Here is a 21,570-nt window from a genome sequence, read left to right on the forward strand (position 1 = left end):
GGTGCGGTCCGCGGTGGGGGCCGGGTACGCCGGCGGGCGGGGTTGCGCGGGGTGGCACGACCGGCGCGATCATGGTTGATCCGCATTCCACGGTGGCTTCCGCGGTAGCCACGGGTGCGGCCTCCACGTGGGCGGCCAGCGTGACCGAATGTGTTTCCCCGTTCGAGTTCGCAGGGCAGGTGATGAGAACTTGGTAGGCCAGGTTGTGTGGCTCGGTGCGGTCGATCGCGACCGGTCCAGGCGAGATATCGGAGACGACGGCCTCTCCCGCGGTGACGGCAAGTCCCGCGGTGCCCTCGTCGCGGACAGCGCCGAGGACGCCGATCAGGGCCTCGGCCAAGTTGGCGACGCCGTCGGCTTCGACGATATTGCCGACACTGGCACTGGAGTCGGTCACGGTGCAGACGAGGGGGTCGCCGGGAGCCAGGTCGGCCCGGCCGTCGCCGTCGCAGTCGACGTTTCCGGCGGCGAGGGCGCCGGTTTCTCGCGCGAGGTGCTGCAGGTGCGCGCGGCCGGTTTGCCCGCGCGAGGTTGGCCCGTGGTCGACGTCGACGCCGACATGAAGGATGTCGCGTTCAGAGAGGGCCGTGATGGTGCGGTCCGCGGTGGGGGCCGGGTAGCTGGGGTTGCGCGGTGCTCCCTCTCGATAGGGAGCGTCGGCGAGGTGCAGGACCACGCGGAGCCGATCGGGGTCGTAGTGGAGCTGCTGTCCAGGCGCGATGTCGTTGCGGGACGGCCGTTGCGGATCGACCTGCTGGCCTTCTCCAGTTGCCAGTTGGTAGAGGGCGGCGAGCGCCGGTGTGGCTTCTCCGCTGCCGCCGCCCTCGGCCTTGAGCGCACCGAGCGCGTTTCCGAGTTCCTCGTTGATCGGGCCGAGGTCTCGGCGCAGGAAGTACGCGCCGCGGCCGCCTTCGGTGCCGCTGTAAGGCGGTACGTTTTCGTACTCCTTGTAGTCGGCCAGCCCGACGCGCAGCTGGACCCCGCGGGCGGCGAGCGCCTCGATGAGGGTTTGCAGCTGTTCGCGCAGGGAGCGGATCGAGGGGCCCATGCTGCCGGAGCTGTCGATGAGGATGCCGAGGTCGAGTGGGGTCGGCCTGGCAGGGAGATCCAGGGTGTAGTTGAGGGTGGCTGACTCGCCCGGGTCGAGCCGAACGCTGGTGCGGGCCGGGGTCAGCCGCGCCGGCTCGGGATCGGCGGGTGGGACATGCCGGAGCCCGAACGGCGGCTCCGGTATGTCATCCGGGTGGCCGGCAGCGGGCGGAGCCGGGTCCAGCGGCCCGTCGTAGCGCCAGATCGCGTCGGCGGCGCGGGCGTGGAGCTGGGGCGTCGCGGTGGCGTCGACGCGCAGGTCATTCAGCACAGGGGGTTCGGCCCCCGAGGGCCTGGGGGTGATCTCGGTGAATCGGTCTTGGGTCGAGTCGAAGCGGAAGACTTGGGACGGGGTGGTGACTCCGCCGGGGAGCGGGCCGTACAGGATGGCGAATCCATCGGGGCTGCGCCCGAACGCGACCGAGTCGCCGTACTGCGCGGAAGGTGCGGGGCGGCGCCGCCAGGTCGCGCCGGCGTCGTCGGTGGAGATCAGCTGAGTGCTCAGCGACTCGAGCGCGACGGCGCGGGAATGTTCGCCGGGCGCGGAGAACACCCCGAGCGCGGTGACGGGTTCGTTGACGAACTCCAGCCGCTGCCAGCTGCGGCCACCGTCACCGGATTGGAACAGCTGGTTGCGGCGATCGCCCCAGCCCCAGAGCAGGTCGGGGTCATGGGGGTCGACAGCCAGGCTGCTGCGGACCTCCAGGGCGGCGGGCAGTGGCGTGAAGCCGTCGCGGGCCTGCCAACTGCGGCCACCGTCCTCGCTGACGTAGACCTCGCTGGGGGGTTGCTTGGCCGCGGTGACGAACACGGCGTAGAGCCGGTCGGGGTCGCTGGGCGCGACGGCGAGCTGCCGCAGTTCGCGCTGCACCGGCAGGCCGGTTCGCAGCAGCGCCCAGGTGGTGCCGCCGTCGTCGCTGCGCAGTACCGCGGTGCCGAGGTTCTGCCGAGCGGGGCCACGCACCTGTACGCCGAGGTAAACCCGATCCCCAGCGCTGCGCGAGCGCGGGATCTGCACCGTGACGATCTCGTCCAGCTCGGTGAGCATGGCCTCGCCGCTGCCCGGCACGGCGGGCAACTGGTAGACGGGCTGCCACGAGCAGCCACCGTCGGTACTGCGCAGCACGCTCTTGGAGTTCGTGGCGAACATCCGCTCCGGGGCGGCCGGATCGACGGCGTAGGCGAGGGTGTCGCGGAACTCGCCGTAGAGCGACGGCAACGCCGGCGCGGGATAGGCAGGCACATCCAGCTCGGTCCACTCGCCATGGGGCGTGCCACAGACCGGCGCGGCCAGACCTGCGGGAACCACCGCCAGACCGAACAATAACCATCCGATCGTGCAGACGGCAAGGATTTTCGTTACTGACCGGCTCAGGCCTTGAGGCAAATGCACGCCGAAAGTGTACAAATACTCACCGATGGTGTAAATGATAACCGTTGTCATTTTCGGGTGAGTTGAGATGGTTCGGCTCACCGTGACCCCGAAGGAGAAGATCGATGCACGTGAAGAGGATGTCCGCGGTGCTGGTCGGCCTGCTGACGGCAGGCGCGCTGTCGGTGGCACTGGCTCCGGGCGCAGCGGCCGAGTGCTACAACCCCGGCTCGCCCAGCTCCGTGCTCCACGACAACCACGACGCGGCGGGACCGGCTGCGGATGTGGTGCACACAGGTGAGCAGGAGCTCTGCCGGCGCGGTCTGTGACCAACTAGCCCTACCGCACCCGCGTGACCGCCCGCACGGACATACCGGCGGGCGGTCACGCCCCACTTGACTGTCCCCTCGAACGGAGATCCATGAGTATCCGCGACCTGTTGCGTCGCAACCCCGAGCGCCGGGCACGACCGGCCCGCTGGCTGCTGCTGTGTCTGATCGTGGTGCTTGGCCTGCTGGTGGTGGCCCTGCGCTACCTGACCCCGTCCTCGCCGGGCCGGGAACTGAGCCTGTCCGAACTGTCCACACTGGTGCAGGCCCAACAGGTGGAACGGGTAACGATCCTCGACGAGGACGCGCAGATCGTCGGCGAAGGACCCGACGGAACGTTCCACGTCGCCTACCCCAAAAGTGACACCGCGACCGCCGCGCTGATCCAGCAACTCACCGACGCAGGCGCGCGCGTCGATGTCGATCCGCAATCCGGCAAGGCCACGATCCGCATGCTGGCCACCGTGGTGTTGCCGCTGGTGCTGCTGGCGAACCTGTTCGCGCTGCTGTTCACCACCGGCCGCCAAAACTCCGGAGGGCTATCGGAGGTACGCCGGTTCGGCACGCTCGGCCGACGCGGCGGACCGCGCGCCGAACCGCCCGCGGTGACTTTCGGCGACGTCGCCGGCGCCGACGAGGCGGTCACCGAGCTCGACGAGATCGTCTCCTATCTGACCGACCCCACCCGCTACGCGAGCCTGGGAGCGGTGCCGCCCAAGGGGGTGTTGTTGTTCGGGCCGCCGGGCTGCGGCAAGACCCTGGTCGCCAGGGCCACGGCGGGCGAGGCCGGCGTGCCGTTCTTCTCCGTCAGTGGCGCGGACTTCGTTGAGTCCCTGGTCGGTGTGGGGGCGGCGCGGATCCGGGATCTGTTCGCCCGCGCCCGAGCGGTCGCGCCCGCCATCGTGTTCATCGACGAGATCGACGCCGCGGGACGTCGCCGCGGAGCCGCCGACGGGGGCGGGTCGGACGAGCGGGAACAGACGCTCAACCAGCTGCTGGTGGAGATGGACGGCTTCGACGCGGCCAGCGGGGTGGTGGTCATGGGCGCCACCAACCGGCCCGACATTCTTGACCCGGCGCTGCTGCGCCCCGGCCGGTTCGACCGACACGTCGTCATCGACCGGCCCGACGTCGCCGGGCGCCAGCGAATCCTGCGACTGCACACCACGGGCCGCCCCGTGGCCGACAATGTCGATCTCGGCGAGCTGGCCCGCCAAACCCCCGGCTTCACCGGCGCCGACCTGGCCAACGTCGTCAATGAAGCGGCGCTGCTCGCGATCCGCGAAGGCCACATCCACCTCGGGCGCGGCGAGTTCACCGAGGCGGTGCAGCGGGTGCTGTCCGGGCCACAGCGCAGGGGCCGGGTGCTCAGCGAGGACGAACGCCGCCGTATCGCGGTCCACGAATCCGGGCACGCGATCGTCGCAGCGGGCTGTCGGCTGTCCTCCGACGTGCACCGCATTTCGATCGTGGCACGTGGTCGCGGTCTCGGCTCAATCACGATGGGCGGCGACCGTGACGCCGTCCTGCTCACCCAGGACCGGCTGCACGCCCACCTCACCCTCGCCATGAGCGGCCGGGCCGCCGAGGAACTCGTCTTCGGCACGCCGTCCACCGGAAGCGAATCCGACCTGGAACACGCCACCGACCTCGCCCGCGACATCGCCGGCCGCTACGGCATGAGCCAACGTCTCGGCCGGATGCGGCTGCTCGCGCCCACCTCTGAGGTGTACCTCGGTGGCTCAGCCGCACTGGAACGGCTGTCCGAGCGAGTCCACGAAACCTTCGACGACGAAGTCCGCCGCCTCCTCGACGACGCCTTCCACACCGCCACCGACACGCTGCTGGCCCACCGCGAGCTCCTCGACGACCTCGTCGCCGAAGTGCTGCGCACCGAAACCCTCGAAGGCGCCGCCCTGGACACGCTGCTCGACCGCGTGACGCCGGCAGGCGCAATTCTCAACGGAGAAAGGTCATGATGAAACGTTCCTTGGTTGCCGCCGCGGCGTGTGTTATGGCATTGGTTCCCGCCGCACCGATACACGCGGCATCTGCCGTCGACGCGGGCTCGTCACAGTGGATCGTCGTGTTGACAAACTCAGCCGACAATCCGGGCGATGTCGCGGCCGAGCACGCCCGCACACTCGGCGCGCAGGTGGGGCTGGTGTACCGCGCAGCGCTGAAAGGTTATGCGGCGACGTTACCGGAGGCCGCAATCGAGGACCTCCGCGCCGACCCCCGGGTGGCGTTCCTGCAACCCGACACCGAAGTCCATGCTGTCGGCACCGAACCCGTCAAAACCGGGGAACGCGTGCCCACCGGGGTGCGGCGGATCGGCGCCGCCACCACCACGACCGCGCACACTGCGGCAACGGTCAACGTGGCGGTGATCGACACCGGCATCGACCTCACCCACCCCGACCTGACCGCGGTCGACGGCGTCAACTGCCTCACGCCAGGCTTGCCTGCGCTCGACGATAACGGGCACGGCACCCATGTCGCGGGCACGATCGCCGCCCGCAACAACGGTAGCGGTGTCGTGGGCGTCACGCCCGGCACCCGTGTCGTCGCCACCAAAGTACTCTCGGCCACCGGAATCGGGCTGACCTCCCAGGTGATCTGCGGCATCGACTGGGCCACCGGCACCCGCACCGACAACAACCCGAGCAACGACATCACGGTAGCGAACATGAGCCTCGGCGGTAGCGGAACCAGCGACGACAACTGCGGCCAGGACAACCGCGACGCCATGCACACCGCGATCTGCAACTCCACCGAGGCGGGCATCACCTATGTTGTGGCCGCGGGCAACGACGGCGCGAACTTCGCCGACACCACCCCGGCCGCCTACCCAGAGGTGCTCACAGTCACCGCGATGTCCGACAGCGACGGCACTCCCGGCGGCACGGGCGGCGCACCATCCTGCCGCACCAGCGAGAAGGACGACCACCACGCCAGCTTCTCCAACTACGCGGCACAGCCACGCGAAACCGCCCACGCCATCGCCGGGCCCGGCGTGTGCGTCGAGTCCACCTCGATGCTCGGCGGTTACCGCACCCTGTCTGGCACCAGCATGGCCACCCCGCACGTCGCCGGCACGGTTGCACTGTGCCTGACCTCCGGCGCCTGCGCCGGCAGCCCCAAGCAGGTGATCGACCGAGTGCGCAACGACGCCCAGCAACACCACACCGACACCCACGGCGCCTCCGGCTTCACTGGGAGCCCCTCCATCGATGGCCGCTACTACGGCTACCTCGCCTGGAGCGGCAACTACTGACCGCGCAACGCTGTCGGGGCCGAGGCGACGGTGGTCTCCTCGGCCCCGACAGCGTTGAGGTGAAGGGAGTGCGGGGCCAGCCTCCTCGGAGTGAGAACTGAAGTGTCACCCGTGAGCCGGGTGAGAGCGGCCAGGGCACCGTGCGGTGCAACGAGGGCTCATGCATGTCGAAGGCCGCACGAGCGTTGTGATTCCTGTACCTGCAGCCAACTCCCCTGCACGAGTCGGTCAACGTTGCAGGCCGGACGCGGCGACGCTGGGCGAACTTGAAGTCCTACGACGGCTTCTATGGCGAGCACGCCGAGCGCATCTGACTATCGTGATCGGCGTGAACGTCCCGCACGTGGAGGTGATCGAGTAGACGGTTAGCGACGAACTGCTGCTGAGCTGATCGTAACCCTGCGCGAAGCCTGGCTCGTTGTCGTCGAAAGTGGAGAGTGGACACTGCGTGACAGGTGCCTTATCGGCACGTAGTCGCTGCCTCAAGGGGCCGGAGTGCGTTGTCCACTTGCTGCTGGGTTGTGCCGCTTACATTGGCGGCGCGTTCAGGGCTTCGCCTTTGGCTTCCGGCCCTCGGTCGTTCTTGATCCGCCGGTAGGCGACGGAGATTGTGCGTCCGGATGTGCGGATGCGCGGATGGCCGAGACGGATCGGGTGCAGGCCTTGAGCGTGCTGCCGATCGTTGTCGAGACCTCAGCAGATCAGATGACGGGAAGGTTTCCAGCACTCCCAGCGGTCGGTTTTTCGACATTCATCAGGGAGCGGGGGTGGGGCCTCCGGGTCTACCGTCCAGATAGGTCGCGACTGGTGCACCCGTGTGTGGAGAGGTGTCGACGACGGCTTCGACCGCATAGACGGAGCGGATGAGTTCGGGTGTCAGCACAGCGGCGGGCGATCCGGAAGCTGCGATCTGGCCGGCGTGCAGGACCGCGACCCGGTCACAGTAGCGCGCGGCCAGGTTGAGGTCGTGAAGGGCGGTCACCACCGTCATGTCGAGCGAGTGCAGCAGGGTGAGGACTTCGAGCTGGTAGCGGATGTCGAGGTGGTTGGTCGGCTCATCCAGCACGATCACTTCCGGCTGCTGCGCAAGCGCGCGGGCAAGCTGGGCGCGCTGCTGTTCACCGCCGGAAAGTGTTCGCCACGACCGCGATCGATACGCGCACATCCCGGTGAGGGCGAGCGCGTGTTCGATCGCCGCACGATCCTCGCCGTCTAGTCCGGCGAAGGTGCTGCGGTACGGCGTTCTGCCGAGCGCTACCGTCTCGTCGACGGTGATGTCGGTGTGCACCTCGGGAGACTGTTCGACGATCGCCATCCGCCGAGCGACTGTGCGCCGGGGCAGTGAGCGAACCGATTCCCCGCCCAGGAATACCGTTCCGGCATCTGGGCGTCGAAGACCTGCCAGAATGCGCAGCAGTGAGGTCTTGCCGGCCCCGTTTGGGCCGAGCACGGCGAGCACTTCGCCTGAGCGCGCCTCGATCGAGACTCCATTGAGGATTCGTGATCTGTCGGCCGACCACGTGATGTCGTTCGCTGCCAGTGTCGTCATTGCCGAGCCGCCTTGCGCAGGACGATCGCGAACATCGGTGCACCGAGCAGCGCCGTGATCACTCCCACTGGAACGTCGTGCGGGGAAAACGCTGAGCGAGCGAAGGTGTCGACCCACACCAGGAAGATCGCGCCCCCGAGTCCTGTGAGTGGAAGCAACAAGCGATGCGTGGGCCCGGCCAGCAGCCGCACGATGTGCGGCACGAGCAGCCCGATGAACCCGATCGCTCCGGATGCCGCGACAGCTGCGGCCGTGATGAGCGCGGTGAGGATCATGAGCGTCACCCGTGCCCGGGTCACGTTGATTCCGAGCGAGGAGGCGGTGTCCCAGCCGAAGGTGAACGCGTCCAATGCCGATGCGAAGAACAGGCAGCCGACGGCTCCGAGCACGATGACAGCGGATGCCACGAGCAGCGGTTCCCAGCGTGCACCCCCGAGCGAGCCGAGCAGCCAGTAGGTGAAGCCTCGGGTGGCATCCGCATCGCCATCGAGCATCAGCACAAGCGAGGTGATTGCCGAGAAGAACTGCGACACGAGCACACCGGTGAGCACCACGCGAGCGGGGTTCGAGACGCGTCCGCCGCCGATGAGAAACAACACGATCGCGAAGGCGACCAGCGCGCCGGCGAAGGCGCCCATCGAGAGGGTGACTGCGCCCGATCCGAGCCCGAGGATCATGATCGAGACCGCCCCTGTGGACGCCCCGGAGGAGACCCCGAGCAAGTATGGCTCGGCGAGGGGGTTACGGGTGATTGATTGCAGCACCGCACCTGAAATCGAGAGCCCGAGCCCGACCACGGCGGCGAGGAGCACACGTGGCAGACGCGACTCCCAGATGAGGGCGTCAATGAGCGGTGGGGCCGGCGGAACGGGTGCGAGGGCACCGAGTCCGACATTGTGCAGGATGATCCCGAGCACGTCGAGCACACCGATGCTCGCTGTGCCGACGAAGGCCGCGACGACGATCGACCCGCACAGCGCGACGATGAAGGTGCCGACAATGAGAGACGAGCGCAGCCTGCCTGGTGTGCGCGTGGGAGAGACCGCATCATCGCCTGGCATTGCTGGCACTGGCGCGGAATCGGCGCCGTGAGGTGAGCCTGTGTCGCGCAGGCTGGGCTGCGGGGAGTCAGCGAGTTTCGTCATCGTCGTGCGAACACCACGACATCGTCGTAGTACCGCCAGATGACGCCGGTTTCGGCGAAGCCGGCGGTGTTCAGCGCTTGCAGGTGCAGCTCAAGCGGCGCGTGCGGTGTGGGCGGGCGGTCGGCGAAGCGGTGGCGGCGCTCGGCGTGGTGCTGTCCGAACGCGTCACTCGCGACGGCATCCGCCCACCACTCGTCCCAGGTCTGTACACCGTGCGAGTGCGCGTCATGCTGGGTGCGCTCGTCGTCAGCGGCCGCCGCCTCCGTAAGAAACGGCTGCGAGCGCGGGTCGTAACGCAAGTGGTCGGCGTTCATGAAAACACCATCGGCGGGGAGCAGGGAGCCCAGAGTGTCGTACACAGCGACGAGCTGTGCTGGCTCCAGCCAGTGAAGCGCGGTCGACGAGACGGCCACGTGCACCGGCCCGTCGGGCAACTGCGCCCTCCAACCGGGCGTTGCGAGATCGACATCGACAGCCGTAAAGCGTGAACCGTGGCGTTTGCCGAGCCAAGAGCCCGCGATCGCGAGCAGCACCGGATCGTAGTCGACTCCGATCACCCGAGCACCCGAGAAGCGGTCGAGGACGCGCTGCGAGAGACTGCCAGGGCCGCACGCCAGGTCGAGAACGGTCATGCCGGCTCCATCGGCCTCGAACTCGTCCGACGAGGCACACCTCCGCGCGATGACCTCAAGCATGATCTCGAACCTCTGCTCGCGGTGGGTGATGTAAGCCGCCTGCTGATCGTCCCAGTTGCGAATGAGCCGCTCGAGAGCGTTCGTGCTCGCCATTACTTCACCTCCAGGTCAATGAGGCCCTGCGCGACGGTCGGGAGGGCGTGCACGCTGTGGATCGACGGGTCCATGTACTGCCCAGGCACGACGATGAAGCGGTCGTTGACGACGGCATCCATGGTGGAGGTCAACGGATCGCTCTTGAGGAACTCGATCTTCTCCTCGGCCGTGTCGCCGGGGTATCCGCGGGTCAGGTCGGCGAGCACGATCACGTCGGGATTGCGTGCGGCGACCTCGTCCCAGCTGACCTCCGGCCATTTGGTGGAGGCATCGCTGAAGACGTTCTCGGCGCCGAGCATCTCGGTCACGGTCTGCGGGAGCCCGCCAGGCCCAGCGACTGACGGAGTGGAAGAGGATGCCGCAGTCGAGTAGAACCAGACCAGGCTCTGCGTGCTCTCGATCTGTTCGGCGATCTCGAGTCCCTCGTCAATCACAGCCTGTTGCTCGGCGACGAGCTCTTCGCCGGCGTCGGGCACATCGAAGATCTCGGCGATCGTCTCGATCTCATCGAACAGCATCTCGAAGGTCGCGCCGCCCTCGACGGCCTCGTGGTAGGTGCAGTCGAACTCACTCAGATAGGTCGGGACACCGAGCTCGTGCAGTTCGGCACGCTCACCGGCGTTCTCGGCGGTGAGGAATGAGGCGAACGATGAGTACACGAAGTCGGGCTGCGCCTCGAGCAGCGTCTCGTGCTTGAGCAGGCCGTCCGTGAGCAGAGGGATGCTTTCGTAGACGTCGGCGATGTCGCTCGGAATCGGGTCGGTTTCGTACGAGGTTCCTGCCATCCGCTCGGCAAGGCCGAGCTGGATCATGATCTCTGTGGCCGACTGATTCAGCGAAACCGCACGCTCGGGAGCCTGCTCGATAGTCACTTCGGCGTCGCAGTTCTCGACGCTGAGGGGATACGGGGTCGCGCCCTCACCTGCTGCTGCCGCAGCGTCGGTCTCGGGGACGGATGCGGCACCACACCCGGCCAGAGCGAGAGTGGACGCCACTCCCACACTGATGAAAATGATTCTCATTAGCATAACGGCAGACTACAGTGTCTTCACTCCCGGCCGTAATCCCCCGTGCCACGGCCGTGAGGTGGCTATGGATAACCGTTGACGCGCTGGCGGCTCAACGGCGTTGGAGCTTTCGATGCGGGGCGGCGGATGGTCGGGTGTGTGCCATCACGGGCGACTTCGACCGTGTCGGCGTGAAGTGGGGTCTGGCGGCGAGGTAGAGCAGCCCCCGCCGCACTGACGAGAGTGCGTGGGCTGCCGGAGCCGCCGGTCAGGTGACGGTCAGGGCGTCGACGCGTCCGGATCGCCGCGCTATGTAGACGGTGTCGTGGCCCGTGGTGATGGCGGTCACGGGGTCGTCGTCGCGAACTCCACCGGCAGGGTGGAGTTCGTCGCCGGGCCGGGTCGTCACGGCGATCTTCCATACCAGCACGTTCCCGTCCACGTCGCCGCTGATCAGTGTGCGGCAGTTGCCGGGTACCCAGGAGAACGCCGACACCGTGGCCTGATGGCCGGTGAGCACTACACCGGCGCGGCCGGTGGGGCCGGAGCCGGAGAAGTCCCAGCAGGTGAGGACTTCGGCTGATTCACAGGCCATCCAGCGGCCGCTGTCCTCGAACGCGAGGTGGGAGACGGTGGCGGGAAAGCCGGACATCTGGAAGTCCGAACCGTCGTCGACCTTCCAGCCGTGCAGGGTGGCGTCCTGGCTGCCGCCCACCACCCAGCGGCCGTTTGGTGCGGTGGCGAGGCCGGAGATCGCACCGGGGGCGCGCAGGGTGTTGGTGATCCGGTCGGTCTCGGGTTCGAAGATCGTCACGCCCTGGTATGCCGAGGCTGCCACCCGGAGCTGACCGCGCGGCCACGAAACGTTTGTCACCGTGCTGGACAGCGGCTGCGAACTCCAACGGACCACACCGGAGCGGTCGAGGACTCGAACTCGTTTGCCGTCGGCGACGGCCAGGGACTGCGACCGCGCGTCCCACGCGGCTGAGGCCGACCACCCCGCGCTGTCGGTACGGAGTGCCTCGCCGTCGGCGGCGCTCCACAGCCGCCGGCTTCCCATGCCCAGGGCGATGATCCGCGTGCCGTCGGGACTGCCGGCGACAGACAGCAGAGCGTCGTCGAGTGTGAGCTCCAGGCGTTGATCCCCGTCGGGGTCGAAGACTCGTACGTCGCCTTCGGAGCCGCCAGCGATGAGGCCGTCCGGTCCTTGCCGTCCGCCGTTCAGGACGTCGAGAGCGACGGCGGGTTCATCGAGGGTGGCCTGCCAGCGCGGCCGTAGTGTGGCTCGGTCCATGGCCGCGGTCACGCTGGCACCTGTTCTGCGGCCGGTTCCAGGCATCCGCGGAATTCGCGTTCCAGCTGGTCGCGGTCGAGGTTGCGGCCGATGAACACCATCCGGTTGCGTCGCGACTCGCCCTCACGCCATGGGATGCCGAGTTCTCCGTCGTGGAGCATGTGTACGCCCTGGAACACGTAGCGCTGGTCGGTTCCGGCGAGGTTGAGAATTCCCTTGCTGCGAAACAGATCGGTCCCGCGCTCACCGAGGAGCGCACCGAGCCACTCGTTGAGCTTCTCGACATTGACCACGCCTTCGGCCTCGATGCCCACGCTGGTGACGGTCAGGTCGTGCTGGTGCTCGGTGTCGTAGAGGAATTCCGGCTCGTCCGCGAGAATTTTGTCCAGGTCGAACGCATGCACCCCGAGCACCTCGGTGAGGTCGGCGTTGGCGTGCTGTGCGGGCAGGATCCGCACCCCTGCGTTGATGCCGTGGATCCGCCTGCGCACGGCGTCGATCTCGGTCTCGTCGACCAGGTCGGTCTTGTTGAGGATCACGCGGTCCGCGAACGCGAGCTGTTCGACGGCCTCGTTCTCGGTGCCCTCAGGTTTGTCGTCGTCCAGGTGCTGGGTGATGTGTTTGGCATCGACGACGGTGACGATCGCGTCCAGCCGCAACTGCGAGCGCAGCGTGTCATCGACGAAGAAGGTCTGCGCGACCGGGGCGGGGTCGGCCAGGCCCGTGGTCTCGATGACGATCGCGTCGAAGGGGTCCTTGCGCTTGAGCAGGGCGCCGAGGATGCGGATGAGGTCGCCGCGCACGGTGCAGCAGATGCAGCCGTTGTTCATTTCGAAGACTTCTTCTTCGGCTTCCAGCACCAGCCCGTCGTCGATGCCGACCTCACCGAACTCGTTTTCGATCACGGCGATCCGCATGCCGTGCTTCTCGGTGAGAATCCGATTGAGCAACGTGGTCTTGCCGGATCCGAGGAACCCGGTGAGCACGGTGACCGGTACGCGGGAATCGGAGGTGTCGTCGCTCATGCGTTGTCCCCTTCGGGTCGGGCGGTCAGTGTGTGCCGGACGGTGTCATCGTCCACGTCAGACATCGGGGCGTGGATCGTCCACCGCTGTGGCTGCGCGCCGACCACCACGATCTTGGTCTCGATCGGCGGGCACCCGGGCTCGGCACAGGCGAGCTGCTGCACGATCACGGACTCCTGCGCGTCCACGTCCAGGCTGATATGCACCAGATGCGCGATCTCGCGGGCGCGGTCGGCGCGACCGGGGTCCGGCGGGTTCGATCGGCCGAGCAGTCGGCTCAGTGCTTCGTTCATCGCGCCTCACTGGGACATCGGGGTGATCTCGGACAGTATAGATGATAATGATAATCATGTTCATATGATGCCTGGGTGAAGGGTCCGACGGCGGCGGTTACGGCGAGCCTGTCGAGAGGGTTCTGAAGACGAGCCTGCGGGACAGCCTCCCGGCCCTGCGCCGCCCGCTGGCCAGTTGTGAGCAACCAAGGCCGGGCACGTGTCATGACCTGCTGCTTTTTTATCGTTGGGTCTTGGCGCGCGTGATCACGCACATACCCAGATCTGCCGGTTCCAGATGGCGTAGCTGCAGGTTCGCTTGGGCGAGTTCGTCGCGGAGTTGCCGCTCGGTGAGCAGGTGCCAGGTGTAGCTGGCTCTGCGTTCGTCGACGAGGTCGTGCCCCTGATAGGTGCGGTAGGTCATGTACCAGGTCAGCGTCCTGTCGCCTGTGGGCTCGGCCCGGGCGCTTCCTTCGTAGCGGCGGCGCCCGACGTCCACGGTCGAGGAGACGGTGTCGGGTACGGCGATAGGTTCGGACGGCGGTTGGAGGTTGAGCACCACCCGGCCGTTGGGTGCTAGCCGTTCGGCGAGCAGGCCCCAGATTCGATGGCGTTCCGGCGGGGAGAAGTGGCCGATGACGTTCATGGCCACAGCCAGGCTCAGCCGGTCGGGAAGGTCGGCTTCCAGGAACCGCTCGGGTAGGACGGTCACTCGCCGGCGCAGGGCCGCGTCGGCGCTGACCTTGGCCAGCAGCGCGGATCGGAGGCCCGGCGACGGTTCCACGGCGACGATCTCTGCCTTTGGTAGGTATCGGGCGATGACCGTGGTGCCGCAGCCGCTTCCGGCGCCGATATCGATGATCGGGCCATCGGAAGGATCAACGTCCTTGATCGCCGCGGCCAGTGCGGGGCCGAGATCGTTCCAGAACGGGCTGATCAGGATGTCAATGTACTCGGCCGACTCGGCGTATTCGTCGTTCACAGATCCTTCTTGGGCTAGTCAGTTCCAGCTGGCCTGGTGGGCGTGGAGAATCCGGCGTAGCCGTGGCGGGAGCTCATCCGTGGCGAACGTGGCGTTTTCCAGCCAGCGAGCCAGCGCGGCGAGATCTTCCGATGTTCGTACCGGTCCTACTGGGATTGCGGAGCCCAGTGGCTTGCGACTGCGGGCGCAGGGCTGGACCAAGACGAGATGTCCGGCCGGAGCGGCCGTGTTCCTGGTGCGGCACGAGTGTCCGACCGGACACCGAGCCCGGACCAGTACTCCGTGCGGGCAGTGGCGGACCGTCTCCCGCAGTGTCTCCAGAACGGCCAGGCCCGTGTTTTCGCAGTCGTCGCAGACGACGGCGGTGAACCCTGTTTGTGCAGCGTTCCCGGTGCTCGGCTGTGATCGTCGATCCATACTGCTCCCTCGATTGCGAGGGGCGCTAGGGCGCCCGGCGTTGGATCCCGCAGACGTGGAGGCAGGATCCTTTTAGAAGATGATAACCATTTTCAATATGTTTGACGAACCGTTGTCGATGTCTCGATGCGGCTGAAGCGTCAGATTCATGCGTAACCGACAATGTTGGGTATCCTCTTAGCAAAGGACTGCGCCAAACGGCCCATCAGCATGTGTCGAAGGAGTCTTCGATGACTACGACCCATCAGGAGCACACCGGTCACGACCACACTCACGGTGAAGGATGCGGTCACGTCGCTGTTCCGCACGGTGATCACGTCGATTACATCCACGACGGACACCTGCACCGCGCCCACGACGGCCACTTCGACGAGTGCGAGCCGGGTGAACACACCCAGCACGACGGCCACGACCACACCCACGGAGAAGGATGCGGTCACGTCGCTGTTCCACACGACGATCACGTCGATTACATCCACGACGGACACCGACACACCGCCCACGGCGACCACTACGACGAGCACTGACCTGGTGTAGCGCCCCTTCGGCGGGAATGACCCGGATCCGCAGTGTGCCGGGACTGTTTCTGGCTGGCGGTGTTGTCAGATCTGGTGGCGTCGGCCGCCCAGGGATGATGTCCGCACTGTTGGCGCTGTGGCCAGGGACGTTGTTCACCGCTGTGCAGCGCTGGCACGTTCTCATTCTCCTGGGTGCTTCCGGGAGGGCTGGTGCCCCGAGTCCACGAGTGCGGCTGCGTTGACATGTTCTCGCTGGGCGCATGACCGCTCCCAGGTCCGCCGGGAGTCCTCGAAGCTCCATCGGCTGCCTGCTGCCGTTCCGGTGGAAGGGAAGTACCGAGCTAGCCGACGCGTTCGGACTCGTCGGCCAGGCCGAGGCGAAGGTGTTCGCTGTGGTACACGGCTTCGTCAAGGAGCTGGGCGACGTGGTTGTCGTAGAGGCTGTAGACGACGCTGCGCCCCGATCGGATACCGGTGACGAGGCCCAGGTTGCGGAGCAGCCGCAACTGGTGGGACACCGCCGATTGTTCCATGCCGACAGCGTCGGCGAGTTCGCTGACCGGGCGGGGCCCGTGCCGTAGTTCGGTGAGGATCAGTAGCCGGCTGGGGGTGGCCAGGGCCTGCAATGTGGTGGCGACGCTCGCCGCGGCCTCGGCGTCCAGGCGCGCGGCCGGCCGGACCTGACCTTCCACACCGTGTCCCACAAGGTGCAGTCTATCTCACCCCAAACACGTGAAGACATCTTCATATATTCTGTTATTGTCCGGTGGTCGTCCGTCGTTCTCGGAGGTGACTCGTGGCCTCGTTGACCACCGCAACACCGGCTTGCCCGGGGTCCGCTCGTGCGGCTGTGCCGCCGACACGTCGGACTCGGCTGTGGGCCTTGCCTGCGGTGTGGTGAGCCACGGCGGCGCTGGTGTTGTTCCTGGCCGGGCTGGTTGTCCAGCTTCTGGATGGCCCGACCTGGCTGTCGTGGCCGTTGTATCTGGCCTGCTACGTGATCGGTGGTTGGGAGCCAGCTTGGGCGGGGTTGCGGGCGCTGCGGGAGAAAACCCTGGACGTGGACCTGTTGATGGTCGCGGCAGCGATCGGGGCGGCGTCGATCGGGCAGGTGATGGACGGCGGGTTGTTGATCGTCATCTTCGCCACCTCCGGCGCGCTGGAGGCGCTGGCGACCGCGCGCACGGAGGACTCGGTGCGCGGTTTGCTGGATCTGGCACCCGACACCGCGGTTCGCGTGACCGAAGGGGGTGAGGAGGAGACCGTGCCGGCCGCTGACCTGGTTGTCGGGGACGAGGTGCTGGTGCGGCCGGGGGAGCAGGTTCCCGCCGATGGCACGGTCGTGGCCGGGGCCAGCGAGGTGGACCAGGCGACCGTCACGGGGGAACCGCTGCCCGTGGACAAGGCAGTCGGGGACGAGGTGTTCGCGGGCACGTTCAACGGCACCGGGATGTTGCGGGTGCAAGTCGATCGGCGTGCAGAGGACTCGGTGGTGGCTCGCATCGCCGCGCTGGTCGAGCAGGCCAGCCAGACCAAGGCGCGGACCCAGCTGTTCATCGAGAAGGTGGAACAGCGTTACTCGATCGGTATGGTTGTTGCCACCCTCGCCCTGTTCGTCATCCCGTTGTGGTGGGGCGAGCCGCTGCAGGAGTCCTTACTGCGGGCGATGACATTCATGATCGTCGCCTCGCCGTGCGCGGTCGTGCTGGCGACCATGCCGCCACTGCTGGCCGCGATCGCCAACGCCGGCCGGCACGGGGTCCTGGTCAAGTCCGCCGTGGTGATGGAACAGCTCGGCGCCACCACCCGAGTCGCGTTCGACAAGACCGGCACGCTGACTCGCGGCACGCCCGAACTCGCGGACGTCCGGGTGCTACCCGGTAGCGCGCTTAACAGCGGGCAGCTGTTGCGCTACGTCGCGGCGGTTGAACATCCCAGCGAGCACCCGCTGGGCGCGGCGATCGTGCGCGCCGCTCGCGCCCAAGGCCTTGAACTGCCGCCCGTGGACGACTTTCTCGCGAAGCCCGGCAGGGGCGTGTCCGCGCGCATCGACGGCTCCGCGATCCAGGTCGGTTCACCGGCCACGTTGCTCGATCCGGGTTCGGCGGAAGACGCCGAGAGGTGGGAGGTGGTCGACGGCATCCAGGCGCGGGGCCATACCGCTGTGGTCGTGCTGTGGGAGCGCCGGCCGGTGGGCGTGCTGGGTATCACCGATCAGGTGCGTGGGGAAGCTGAATCGGCTGTTGCCGCCGTCGCCGAGCTGACCGGCGCTGGTCCCGTGTTGGTCACCGGCGACAATCACGCGACCGCGGCCACACTGGCCGGCCAGGTCGGCATCATGGACGTGCGGGCGGAGCTGCTGCCGGATGACAAGGTCACGGTGGTCCGCGAACTGCAGGCGCAGGGGCAGCGGGTGGCTGTGGTCGGTGATGGCATCAACGACGCACCTGCCCTCGCCGCCGCGCACACTGGCATCGCCATGGGCGGCGCCGGGTCCGATCTCACCCTGCAGACCGCCGACGCCATCGTCGTGCGCGACGACCTGACCACGATTCCCGCCGTGATCGCGCTGTCTCGCCGCGCCCATCGGGTCGTGGTCGCCAACCTGGCCATCGCGGGTACCTTCATCGCGGTGCTGGCCCTGTGGGACGTGCTCGGCACGTTGCCACTGCCATTGGGTGTGGCCGGGCACGAAGGCTCCACCGTCATCGTCGGTCTCAACGGGCTCCGGATGCTGCGTCCCGCGGCGTGGAAACGAGCCGCAGTCAGCGCAGGCCGCTGAGGTCACGGAAGCGACAGCTCTCCAGGCTGAACACGCTGCCGACTCCGGTGAACAACGCGGCGACCGGTCACGTTCTGTGCCGCTGTCAGTACGGAGGCAGTCAGCGCCTACACATACTGCCAACTCCACAAAACAAGCCGCGCCACGTATCAGTGGCGGGCAAAGCATCGTAGCGGGCATCGGTGAGGTTCCGGTCACCTGACGCTTGATGCTGCCGACGGCCGAGGTCAGTCGTGGTCGGGCAAGCCCAGGAGGTGGTGGTCGGCGGCGTTGAGGACCTCGGTGAGCAGGCGGCGCACGTGGCCACCTCGGGCGCTGTACAGCGACCGGCGGCCGTCGCGGCGGACCGAGATCAGGCCCGCGAGCTTGAGCTTGGCCAGGTGCTGTGACACGACGGGGCGTGCGACGGTCAGTTCGGCGGTGAGGGCGGCGACGTCGTACTCGCGGCCATTGAGTAGCCAGAGAATCCGTAGCCGTGTCGGCTCGGCCAGCATGCGCAGGGCTGTTGTGGCCACCTCGATCCGCTCGGCAGCGGCAGCGTGTGCCACTGGTCACGCGGCACGTCATGTGCACCTAACACGGTCCGCAGGGAATTCTCGCTCTAGAGCCTAGCCGGGTGCAGGCGAGTGATCGTGTCGTTGTTCGCTCACAGGGACTATAGCCACCTGTTCGCTGCGTAGGTGGTGGCCTTGTTCGGCATTGGCCTGACAACGGTGGCGCTCGCATTGCTGGCCTACGAGTTGGCGGGGGCGAGTGTTGGATGCCTTCGGTCGGGGCGAGGTGCCGGGCGCCGGAGAGGAAGTCGGCGTGCAGGTGAGTGTCGGCAATCGCGCCGTTGCCGCGCTCGGAGCAGCACGGTGGAACAAACCTGTCGATTTAGGCCGCGTTATCCGATGGGGTCGGTCTCGGTGCGGCTGCGGGAGTCCTGGCTCGGGCGGTACAGGTCGGGTTCGAGATAGATGAGGGTGGCGATCGGGACGGCGTCGCGGATACGTCGTTCGGCCGCGTTGATAGCAGCAGCGATGTCTTCGCCGGTGGCAGATTCGGTGACCGCGATTTTCGCGGCGACCAGGAGTTGTTCCGGGCCGAGGTGCAGGGTCCGCATGTGGATGACCAATTCGACACCCTCGCCCGGGAGTGCGCGCTCGATGGCGCGTTGGTGTTCGCGCCCGGCGCCTTCGCCGATCAGCAGCGACTTCATCTCGATAGCGAGGATGATGGCGATGACGACGAGCAGCACGCCGATCATGGCGGTGCCGGCGGCGTCCCAGCGCCCCTCGCCGGTCAGTAGCGTCATCGAGACGCCGAACAGCGCGAACATCAGGCCGAGGAGCGCGCCGAGGTCCTCCAGCAGGATGACCGGTAACTCGGGTGCTTTGCTCCTGCGCACGAATTGCATCCAGGAACGGGTGCCGCGGACGCGGTTGGATTCGATGACGGCGGTGCGCAACGCGAACCCTTCGAGGACCATCGCGACGAGCAGAACCACGATCGGTACCCAGTGCCAGGAGTCGATCGGGTGCGGGTCACTCCATTTGTGCCACGCCTCATACAGCGCGAACAGGCCACCGAGGCTGAACAGCACGATCGACACGATGAACGCGTACACGTAGCGCTCCCGGCCGTAGCCGAACGGGTGTTCCGGTGTCGCTTTGCGCTTCGCGCGTTTGCCCCCGAGTAACAGGAGCGCCTGGTTGCTGGTGTCGGCGACGGAGTGCACCGACTCGGCGAGCATCGACGACGACGCGGTCAACAGGAACGCGACGAACTTGGTAACGGCGATGCCCAGGTTGGCGAACATCGCGGTTACCACGGCCTTGGTGCTTCCCTCGGCAGCCACACCGAGACCCTATCGGCGTGGCTGTGGAGCCGCGCGGCGGTGCTGTTGATCGGCTGTTCGGGAAGCACGTCCACCAGCTCCTGCCCGCCTGGCGTGGGACGAGGCCGCTTGTGAGTGAGGAACGGGAGGCGATCGGGCTGCGGCGCCTTCTGTCCGCTTCATCGGCGTGGGCCGTCGGCATCGAACCGATCCAGTTACTGTCCTGCCCATTCGCGGCAGTGGGGTCGGTACCCGTGTTTCCCTGGGCTCCTCGTGGTCTCGCCCGCGACCGTCGGCTCATGGGCGACTGCCGTAGCGCTGGGCGACTCGTCCATCCGCGGTCGTCAGCGCAGTCCGCGGCTTCTGCCTCATCCAAAGCCTCAGCGGCCGACCCTCGGGGTTCGACTAGCGAAGTCGCGGTAGGCCGTTGCGTGGACCAGCTCGTGACTCACCTCGACTATCGAGGGTGAGCACTAGTTAATGCAGGGGATGTCGCCGGCCGTGATGCGGTCCTCGGGTGGGGTAGCGGCAGACCGTTCGGGCGTGGTGGTGGGACTCGAGGTGGGCTTGGACGATGTGCTCGGGGGCGCGGTTTCCTCGTAGTCGTTGCCGAGGAGGACGTGGATGGTGCCGTCGGCGAGGGTGGGGTCGCGGTCGGCGGGCAGGTCGTTGAGTTCCTCAGCGATGTAGCGGGCGGTGTCCCCGGCTCCGGGTGAGTACTGCACACGAGAGGAGTCGGTGGCGGTGGCGTTTCTGGCGTCGCCGATCGGCATGCCGACCTCGCCCAGGTCGGCGAGGACGCGGGCGGCCAGCCCTGTGCGGTTGGTGGTGTTGAGGACGTCAACGGTGACGGCGTCGAGGGGTGGTGGTTCGGGCTGGCGGGACGACGAGCCCGGCGTGGCGGTGGTTCCTTGTTGGATGGTGTCGGCGACGCGGTCGGGGTCGACACGGACGGCTTGACCGTCAGGGGTGTCGTACTCGGGATCGTCGACCGGGATGGTGTCGAAGCGGATGTTGCCGGCGGCCATGCCTTGCAGTTGTTGGGCGAAGGTGAGGACGTCCCAGCCGTCACTGAGCACTACGGCTTGTTGGATGGAGTCGACCAGGTCTGCGAGTTTGCCGGGGTTGGTGAGCACACCGGTGGACAGCATCGACCGGGCAAGACCGGCCAGGAACGCTTGCTGGCGCACGACGCGGTCGAGATCTCCTCTCGGGAGCCCGTAGCGTTGCCGCACGAACGACAATGCGTCGGCCCCGGAGATGGTTTGGCGACCGGCGGGAAAGTCCGCACCGGAACGCTCATCGTCGACGGGCTTGTTCAGACACACCTCGACCCCGCCCACGGACTGGGTGATCTGGAAGAAGCCGAGCAGGTTGACCTCGGCGTAGCGATCAATTCCGACACCGGAGAGGTCTTCCACCGTACGCACCAGCAGTCGGCGGCCCGCGTCCGACGATCGCCGCTGCATCTCGGCCGGATCGTTCACGCCCTCTGCTTGCAGGGACTCGGCGGCCTCGGCCTTACCGCGGCCGAACGCCGAGTTGATCTTGTGTTTGCCGTGTCCGTCCGGGATCGAGACGTAGGAGTCCCGGGGTAGTGAGTAGGCCACGGCCTCGGAACGATCCTGCGGGATGTGCAGCAAGATCATGGTATCGGTCAGGTCTGCCTCGTTGTCACCCGCACGCAGTCGCGCGAGCGTGTCCGCCGGTAGCGGATTGCCCTGTGTATCGGTGCGGCTGTCCCGGCCGACAAGCAGGATGTCGACCGACCCGTCCGGGTTGCCGCCGGCAGTGACATCGCTGGTCGACAGTCCCGTGTTGAGATCATCGAGAGAGACCCACGCGTAGCCGGTCACCAGCAGCACCACTGTCGATGCCACCGCGACGAGGCCACGCAGGAAC

The 21,570-nt window shown here is 67.2% G+C and carries 17 protein-coding genes and 1 pseudogene; 5 read left to right on the plus strand and 13 right to left on the minus strand.

The features are described 5' to 3' along the window. Positions 1 to 2,398 (minus strand): annotated as a pseudogene (locus tag D0C15_RS28505) (hypothetical protein); the annotation flags it as partial. Positions 2,399 to 2,586: 188 nt separating this feature from the next. Between D0C15_RS28505 and D0C15_RS28510 the strand changes: the two are divergent. From D0C15_RS28510 to D0C15_RS28520, 3 genes are all read left to right on the plus strand, one after another. Next, positions 2,587 to 2,790, plus strand: a complete 204-nt coding sequence (locus tag D0C15_RS28510; RefSeq protein ID WP_116051219.1) for a hypothetical protein — start codon at positions 2,587 to 2,589, stop codon at positions 2,788 to 2,790. A 92-nt stretch (positions 2,791 to 2,882) separates the two neighbouring features. Then, positions 2,883 to 4,769 carry an ATP-dependent zinc metalloprotease FtsH gene (ftsH, locus tag D0C15_RS28515; protein WP_116051220.1) on the plus strand — a complete coding sequence of 629 codons (1,887 nt, stop codon included), beginning with the start codon at positions 2,883 to 2,885 and terminating at the stop codon, positions 4,767 to 4,769. 107 nt (positions 4,770 to 4,876) lie between these two features. Continuing rightward, positions 4,877 to 6,067: a S8 family serine peptidase gene (locus D0C15_RS28520; protein ID WP_162830286.1), complete on the plus strand. Its 1,191-nt coding sequence runs from the start codon at positions 4,877 to 4,879 to the stop codon at positions 6,065 to 6,067. Between the two features lie 754 nt (positions 6,068 to 6,821). Here D0C15_RS28520 and D0C15_RS28525 read toward each other — a convergent pair. The 8 genes from D0C15_RS28525 to D0C15_RS28560 form a co-directional block, all read right to left on the minus strand. Beyond that, positions 6,822 to 7,616, minus strand: a complete 795-nt coding sequence (locus tag D0C15_RS28525) for an ABC transporter ATP-binding protein (protein WP_116051222.1) — start codon at positions 7,614 to 7,616, stop codon at positions 6,822 to 6,824. Further along, complete coding sequence (locus D0C15_RS28530; protein ID WP_211323358.1) at positions 7,613 to 8,677, minus strand: FecCD family ABC transporter permease; 1,065 nt, start codon at positions 8,675 to 8,677, stop codon at positions 7,613 to 7,615. The genes D0C15_RS28525 and D0C15_RS28530 overlap by 4 nt, the downstream gene beginning before the upstream one ends. A gap of 80 nt (positions 8,678 to 8,757) precedes the next feature. Next, positions 8,758 to 9,549 carry a class I SAM-dependent methyltransferase gene (locus D0C15_RS28535; protein ID WP_116051223.1) on the minus strand — a complete coding sequence of 264 codons (792 nt, stop codon included), beginning with the start codon at positions 9,547 to 9,549 and terminating at the stop codon, positions 8,758 to 8,760. Further along, entirely contained in the window at positions 9,549 to 10,574 is a 1,026-nt protein-coding gene (locus tag D0C15_RS28540; RefSeq protein ID WP_211323359.1) for an ABC transporter substrate-binding protein, read from the minus strand. The genes D0C15_RS28535 and D0C15_RS28540 overlap by 1 nt, the downstream gene beginning before the upstream one ends. Before the next feature lie 253 nt (positions 10,575 to 10,827). After that, positions 10,828 to 11,865 carry a WD40 repeat domain-containing protein gene (locus D0C15_RS28545; RefSeq protein ID WP_162830287.1) on the minus strand — a complete coding sequence of 346 codons (1,038 nt, stop codon included), beginning with the start codon at positions 11,863 to 11,865 and terminating at the stop codon, positions 10,828 to 10,830. Further along, positions 11,862 to 12,878, minus strand: a complete 1,017-nt coding sequence (locus tag D0C15_RS28550; protein ID WP_116051226.1) for a CobW family GTP-binding protein — start codon at positions 12,876 to 12,878, stop codon at positions 11,862 to 11,864. Before D0C15_RS28550 ends, D0C15_RS28545 begins: the two co-directional genes overlap by 4 nt. Further along, on the minus strand, positions 12,875 to 13,171 hold the full coding sequence (locus D0C15_RS28555; RefSeq protein WP_116051227.1) for a hypothetical protein: 297 nt from the start codon (positions 13,169 to 13,171) through the stop codon (positions 12,875 to 12,877). The genes D0C15_RS28550 and D0C15_RS28555 overlap by 4 nt, the downstream gene beginning before the upstream one ends. 220 nt (positions 13,172 to 13,391) lie before the next feature. Beyond that, positions 13,392 to 14,132, minus strand: a complete 741-nt coding sequence (locus D0C15_RS28560) for a class I SAM-dependent methyltransferase (protein WP_116051228.1) — start codon at positions 14,130 to 14,132, stop codon at positions 13,392 to 13,394. A 647-nt stretch (positions 14,133 to 14,779) separates the two neighbouring features. Between D0C15_RS28560 and D0C15_RS35240 the strand changes: the two genes are divergently transcribed. After that, the gene (locus tag D0C15_RS35240; protein ID WP_116051229.1) at positions 14,780 to 15,076 is read left to right on the plus strand and encodes a hypothetical protein; all 297 of its coding nucleotides are present in this window, start codon (positions 14,780 to 14,782) and stop codon (positions 15,074 to 15,076) included. Between the two features lie 332 nt (positions 15,077 to 15,408). Here the strand turns inward: D0C15_RS35240 and D0C15_RS28575 are convergent, their stop codons facing one another. Continuing rightward, on the minus strand, positions 15,409 to 15,771 hold the full coding sequence (locus D0C15_RS28575) for an ArsR/SmtB family transcription factor (RefSeq protein ID WP_116051230.1): 363 nt from the start codon (positions 15,769 to 15,771) through the stop codon (positions 15,409 to 15,411). Between the two features lie 212 nt (positions 15,772 to 15,983). On the opposite strand from D0C15_RS28575, the gene D0C15_RS28580 reads away from it, so the two are divergent. Then, positions 15,984 to 17,849: a heavy metal translocating P-type ATPase gene (locus tag D0C15_RS28580; RefSeq protein ID WP_342768614.1), complete on the plus strand. Its 1,866-nt coding sequence runs from the start codon at positions 15,984 to 15,986 to the stop codon at positions 17,847 to 17,849. 227 nt (positions 17,850 to 18,076) lie between these two features. Here the strand turns inward: D0C15_RS28580 and D0C15_RS28585 are convergent, their stop codons facing one another. The 3 genes from D0C15_RS28585 to D0C15_RS28595 form a co-directional block, all read right to left on the minus strand. Then, entirely contained in the window at positions 18,077 to 18,397 is a 321-nt protein-coding gene (locus D0C15_RS28585) for an ArsR/SmtB family transcription factor (protein WP_245976350.1), read from the minus strand. Between the two features lie 338 nt (positions 18,398 to 18,735). Next, positions 18,736 to 19,689: a cation diffusion facilitator family transporter gene (locus D0C15_RS28590; protein ID WP_116051231.1), complete on the minus strand. Its 954-nt coding sequence runs from the start codon at positions 19,687 to 19,689 to the stop codon at positions 18,736 to 18,738. A 452-nt stretch (positions 19,690 to 20,141) separates the two neighbouring features. Then, positions 20,142 to 21,548, minus strand: coding sequence for an LCP family protein (locus D0C15_RS28595; RefSeq protein ID WP_245976352.1), 1,407 nt, complete (start codon positions 21,546 to 21,548; stop codon positions 20,142 to 20,144). Positions 21,549 to 21,570: the final 22 nt, after the last annotated feature.

The organism is Amycolatopsis palatopharyngis, assembly GCF_003385185.1.
Lineage (GTDB): Bacteria > Actinomycetota > Actinomycetes > Mycobacteriales > Pseudonocardiaceae > Amycolatopsis > Amycolatopsis palatopharyngis.